The organism is Halomonas sp. (assembly GCF_014859505.1).
In the GTDB taxonomy this organism is placed as follows: Bacteria; Pseudomonadota; Gammaproteobacteria; order Pseudomonadales; family Halomonadaceae; genus Halomonas.
The window spans coordinates 1-5,056 of the sequence record NZ_JACUUD010000165.1 but is presented as its reverse complement, the minus strand read 5'-3'; the positions used below and the strand labels follow the sequence as shown (position 1 = coordinate 5,056).

Here is a 5,056-nt window from a genome sequence, read left to right as displayed (position 1 = left end):
ACCTTGGCATTCCAGGTGTTGGTCACCGCATTGCCATCGACATCTTGATCGATCTTTTCGTAATAGACGGTGATATTCTTCGGATTACCGAGCGAATCATAAACGGTAAAGTTATTGGAATAGTGGTAATTAATCGCTTGCGTATCTGGATCTTCACCCAGAGTGGTACGAACGGTGGCCTCATTAAGGTCATCTGCCTCGTAACGAGAATCGAGATTGAAGGTTGTCGCCACGTTGGTGGTCGCGCTGGCCTGCAGCTCATCTGAGTTGACCTGCAGCACTCCGGGCTGTCCACCAGCCATCACCGCCCCGGTTGCCTCGTTGTAGGGATAGCCCATCAGGCGAGCGCCCTGGGCGTTCTGCAGGAAGCCCTCCGGCGTCAGGGTCAGTTGGCCGTTGCGGGAATACACCACTTCCCCACCCTGCTCGAAGCGGTAGAAGCCAGTGCCGCTGATGGCGAGATCCAGATTGCGGTTGGTAGACTCTACGTTGCCCTCGTTGAAGTTCTGCAGCACGGCGGAAACCCGGGTGCCGAGGCCGATACGGGAGTTGGCAAAGACATCGGCAAACTGCACGCTGGAGCTCTTGAAGCCCACCGTCTGGGAGTTGGCAATGTTGTTACCAATGGCACCCAGCGACTGCTGCTGGGCGTTGAGGCCGGAAAGTGCCTGAGAGAAGCTCATGTCGTGTTCCTTTGCCTGGTGGCGTTCATGGCCTGGCTGCCGGGCAGCCCGCGCAAATCAATCGGAGAGTCAGAGAATCTGGCGGACCTGGTCCAGGCTCACCTGGCCATAGACGGCACCCAGGTCGAGACGGACACCGCCCTTGTCATCGGGTGGCGTCACGCCCCCCACCAACGCGTAGTTGAGCGCTTCAACGGAGACCGGCTTGTCGTCGTTGGTGGCCTCGATGCGCACCCGGTAGGCGCCCGGCACGGCGCTCTCGCCCTGGCTCGTCTTGCCATCCCAGGTGAAGGAGTCCACACCCGCCCCCACCGCACCCAGGTCGTAACGGTTGATCACCTGGCCATCACCGCCCACGATGGTGATCTTCACGCTATCGGCGGAGCGCGCCAGATCGAAGCCAAAGGGCGTGGTATGGGCCACCCCTTGGTCATCCTGCTCCAGCAGCACGCGATCCCCCGGCACCAGCACGCCCTGGCCGATCAGCCCCGCGGCCTGCATGGTCTGGCCGGCGGTGATCTGGGAGGTGATGCCCTCCATGGTCTGGTTGAGCTGCTCGATGCCGCTGACGGTGTTGATCTGCGCCAGTTGGGTGGTGAGCTCGTTATTCTCGAGCGGGTTGAGCGGGTCCTGGTTCTGCAGCTGGGTGATCAACAGCGTCATGAAATTGTTGCGCAGCTCATCGGACTGGCGGCTGCCCATGGTGGGCGCACCGCCGGCATTCACCGTATTGAGGACATTACTGCCGATAGGCGTGGTCATGGATCAGCCCTCCCCCAGGGTCAGGGTCTTGAGCATCATCTGCTTACTGGTGTTCATCACTTCGATGTTGGCCTGGTAGGAGCGCGATGCAGAGATCATGTTGACCATCTCGTGCACCGGCTCGACGTTGGGCATGGTGACGTAGCCTTCCTCGTTGGCCAGCGGATGCTCGGGGCGATACTCGAGGCGCATGGGCGAGGGATCCTCCACCACCTGGCGCACACCCACGCCACCGACGCCATGGGCCTGGCTGGCACGGCTCTCGAAGAGCACCTGCTTGGCGCGATAGGCCTCACCGTCCGGTCCCGCCACGCTGTCGGCGTTGGCCAGGTTGCTGGCGGTGACGTTCATGCGCTGCGACTGGGCACTCATGGCCGAGCCGGCAATATCGAAAACGGAAAACATCGACATCGAGGTGCTCCTGTTATTCAAGCCGCCCTTACTCGGGCTGCATGGCGTTCTTTAGGCCCTGAATGCGGCTGTTGAGAATGGTGAGCCCGGCCTGGTAGCGCACCGAGTTGTCCGCAAAGGCGGTACGCTCACGGTCCATGTCCACGGTATTGCCATCCAGGCTCGGCTGTTCGGGCACCCGGTAGAGCAGCCCGGACTGGAGGCTCGACGCCCCCTGGCCGGCAATGTGCCGCTCCGAGGTGCGCGCCAGCGCGAGCCCCTGGCCGCTGGTTCCACCCTTGCCAACGGCCTTCTTCAGCTCGCTGGCAAAGTCCATGTCCCGCGCCTTGTAGCCGGGCGTATCGGCGTTGGCGATATTGCTCGCCAACACCTTGTGGCGCTGCTGGCGCAGGCCCAGCGCCTGCTGGTGATAGTTGAAGGCGGCCTCGAGCTGGTCGATCATCCCGGCGCATCCTCGGCAAAGGGGATTGGTTCAGGGTGCAGAATAGCCACCCGAGGAGCACGCCAAAGCCACAAACAACCCTCTCTTCCACACCCATTTCCGGGAATGCCCGCAGCGCACGGGTCCTAGAATGGCAATAGCCCCTCACCCGCCCCAGAGTGCCGCCATGCCGCTTTACCCTCGCCTGCCACGTTGGCCGCTTCTGCTGCTGAGCACCTGGCTGCTGGCAGCCCCCGCCATGGCCGCCAGCGACCTTCACGATGAACTCATCCATCGCGTGCAGGCGTTTCTGTATGAAGAGGCCGAGGCGGAGGAAGTGGTGATCGAGGTGAACCCACCCTCGGCGCACCTGCCGCGCTGCGAGTGGCCCGAGCCCTTTCTGGCCCGGCCCGATGCGCCGGTGGTAGGGAGAGTCTCGGTGGGAGTGCGCTGCGGCGAAGGCGGCCGCCAGGTCCGCTACCTGCAGGCAGAGGTCGGCGTGATGGCCAGCTACCCAGTGACCGCGGTCGACATCGCGCCGGGCACCGTGCTGACCCAGGCTCACCTCGAGCAGCGCCAGGGCAATCTGGCACAGCTGCCTCGTCTGACCGTGCGCGACGCCTCTTCACTGCTTGGGCAGCAAGCACGCCGCAGCATCCGTGCGGGCTCCCCCCTGCAGGCCCAGTTCTTCCAGGCAAGAGCCCTGGTGGAACGCGGCCAGAGCGTGGTGGTCGAGGCCGGTGGCGCCAGCTTCCGGGTGACGCGTGAGGGCGAAGCCATGGAGCCTGGCGCCCTGGGAGAGAGCATCCGAGTGCGATTCGGCCAGCGGGAGATCATCCAGGCCCGCGTCGTCGGCGAAGGGCGCCTTGCCGTGGACTTATAGCACGCACTCCGCTAGCCTCTCGAAAATCTCCCTGGGCCGCCAACGTGGCGACGCCTCTTCGTGCCTAAAGTCTTTCGACGACCAGCCGATAACAGGGACAAGCATCCCTGAACAGCATACGGTCAAGAGGCAACCATCTTGAAAATTGACAACCATAACCCGCCGATCCGTACCGGCCAGACGCCGGGGCGAGACGAGGCTCAGAAGGTCAAGGGCGCCAACCAGCCGCCACGCACCACTGACGCCGAGCCGGCGGCCAGAACGCACCTCAGCCATGGTGCCCCCGACGCCAGCCAGGATATCGATACCGCCCGTGTCGCTGAGATCCGCGAGGCCATCCGCGAAGGCAAGCTGGAGATCCACGCCGAGCGCATTGCCGATGGCCTGATCGCCAACGTCCGTGAGCTGCTGGGGCAAGACAAGGCATGAGCCTGGCGCGCCTGCTCTCCGACCAGCAAAGCCGATTGATCAGGCTGACGCAGCTTCTCGAGCACGAGCTTGGGCTGCTCACCGCCAGCCAGGTCGATGGCAAAGCACTGACCGAGGTCGCCCGGCGCAAGCAGGAGCTGCTGGCCGATCTGGAACGCATGGAGACGCTGCGCCGACAGGTGCAGGTTCGCCTGGGCTACGCCGCAGGGCCAGCGGGCGCCAGAGCCGCTGCCGAGGAAGCCGGCTGCCAGGCGGAGTGGGAAGCGTGCCTGAGCGCCACCGAACGCACGGCCCGCCTGAATGATCTGGTGGGTGAGCTTTTGCAGATGCGCGCTTCACACAACCAGAAGATGCTGGATTTCATTCATCAGATCGCCGACAAGACACTCTACGAGCCCACCGGCCGCACCGGACGCCAGCCGGGCAGGCTGAGCACATCGGCCTGAGGCCCACTAACAGCCTGCGCGACCCACTCCGCAGGCGTCAGGGCTGATCCTGCTGCCACCTGGCCGCCAGCTCATCGGCGGTGAGCGGCGGGCAGAGGTAATGCCCCTGAACTCCCGCCACCCCCAGACGCTTGATCCGCTCGAACTGTTCAGCCGTCTCGACGCCCACGACCACCGTGGCAAGCCCCAGCTCATGCAGGCCCGCGATCAGCCCTCGCATCCCCTGGCGAACCAGCCTGCTCTGATCCATTTCGGCCATCATGGCAGGCGCCAGCTTGGCACCGCTGGCCCCCAGAGCGGGCAAAGCAACCAGCGAGACCGGCGCCGTCCCCAGGCCATCCGCCACCAGGGTGACACCCATTCGCTGCAGCCGCTTCAGCAGGTGCCGGCGATCCTCGCCGAGCCCATCGAGCACCGCCGCCGGCAGCTCCAGGCAGAGCCCCGTCAGCGGCTGGGGAAAACGCTTGAGGAAGTGATCCAGCGGGCAGCCATCGAAGACCTCCTGCTCCAGGGTCTCCGGCATCAGGTTCACGCTCAGCGGCAGCGAAGCCAGCCCCATTCCTGATGCCTGCCAGTCGGCCCTATGCGCGATCACCTCCCCCAGCACCCAGCGATCCAGGCGTACCTGCTCGCCAAGCTCCGTTACCGCGGGCAGCAATTCCCCAGGGTAGATCATGCCATGCCGCGGCCAACGCACCAGGGCCTCGACCCCCACCCAGCGCCCGGTCTCGGCGTCACACTGGGGCTGAAACACCAGCTGGAAATGGCCTGTGGGTGACAGCAGCGCCTCCTGTAGCTGCTCCAGAAGTGTCTCGCGCGCCTCGATATGCTTGCGCAGGCCACGGTCGCGAAAGGCATGAGTGCCCGGCCCGAGGCGGCGCGACTGCCCCAGCGCCAGCTCGGCCTCCTCCATCAGCTCCGCGCCGTCCGCGGTATCCTCCGGAAAGAGAGCGATCCCGATGGAGAGCGTCATCAGAATGCTGCCGGCCCCCTGCTCGAAGGGGGCATCCATGGCCTCTTC

The 5,056-nt window shown here is 64.6% G+C and carries 8 protein-coding genes; 3 read left to right on the top strand and 5 right to left on the bottom strand.

Features of this window, described 5'->3' with window-relative positions; genetic code table 11:
* The 4 genes from IBX53_RS14480 to flgB all read right to left on the bottom strand — a co-directional run.
* A partial coding sequence (locus IBX53_RS14480) for a flagellar hook-basal body complex protein (RefSeq protein ID WP_290910595.1) occupies positions 1-683 on the bottom strand: 683 nt, incomplete at its 3' end.
* Positions 684-752: 69 nt separating this feature from the next.
* Positions 753-1,445 (bottom strand): flagellar hook assembly protein FlgD, encoded by a 693-nt coding sequence (locus tag IBX53_RS14475; protein ID WP_290910592.1) that lies wholly within the window; start codon positions 1,443-1,445, stop codon positions 753-755.
* 3 nt (positions 1,446-1,448) lie between these two features.
* On the bottom strand, positions 1,449-1,856 hold the full coding sequence (gene flgC / locus IBX53_RS14470; RefSeq protein WP_290910589.1) for a flagellar basal body rod protein FlgC: 408 nt from the start codon (positions 1,854-1,856) through the stop codon (positions 1,449-1,451).
* A 28-nt stretch (positions 1,857-1,884) separates the two neighbouring features.
* Entirely contained in the window at positions 1,885-2,298 is a 414-nt protein-coding gene (gene flgB / locus IBX53_RS14465; RefSeq protein ID WP_290910586.1) for a flagellar basal body rod protein FlgB, read from the bottom strand.
* 166 nt (positions 2,299-2,464) lie between these two features.
* On the opposite strand from flgB, the gene flgA reads away from it, so the two are divergent.
* The 3 genes from flgA (at position 2,465) to flgN (ending at position 4,035) form a co-directional block, all read left to right on the top strand.
* Entirely contained in the window at positions 2,465-3,160 is a 696-nt protein-coding gene (gene flgA / locus IBX53_RS14460; RefSeq protein ID WP_290910583.1) for a flagellar basal body P-ring formation chaperone FlgA, read from the top strand.
* A gap of 138 nt (positions 3,161-3,298) precedes the next feature.
* Positions 3,299-3,589, top strand: a complete 291-nt coding sequence (gene flgM / locus IBX53_RS14455; RefSeq protein WP_290910581.1) for a flagellar biosynthesis anti-sigma factor FlgM — start codon at positions 3,299-3,301, stop codon at positions 3,587-3,589.
* Complete coding sequence (gene flgN, locus IBX53_RS14450) at positions 3,586-4,035, top strand: flagellar protein FlgN (RefSeq protein ID WP_290910578.1); 450 nt, start codon at positions 3,586-3,588, stop codon at positions 4,033-4,035. Before flgM ends, flgN begins: the two co-directional genes overlap by 4 nt.
* A 37-nt stretch (positions 4,036-4,072) precedes the next feature.
* On the opposite strand, the gene IBX53_RS14445 is transcribed toward flgN, so the two are convergent.
* The coding region (locus tag IBX53_RS14445; protein ID WP_290910575.1) for a GGDEF domain-containing phosphodiesterase at positions 4,073-5,056 on the bottom strand (984 nt) is incomplete at its 5' end.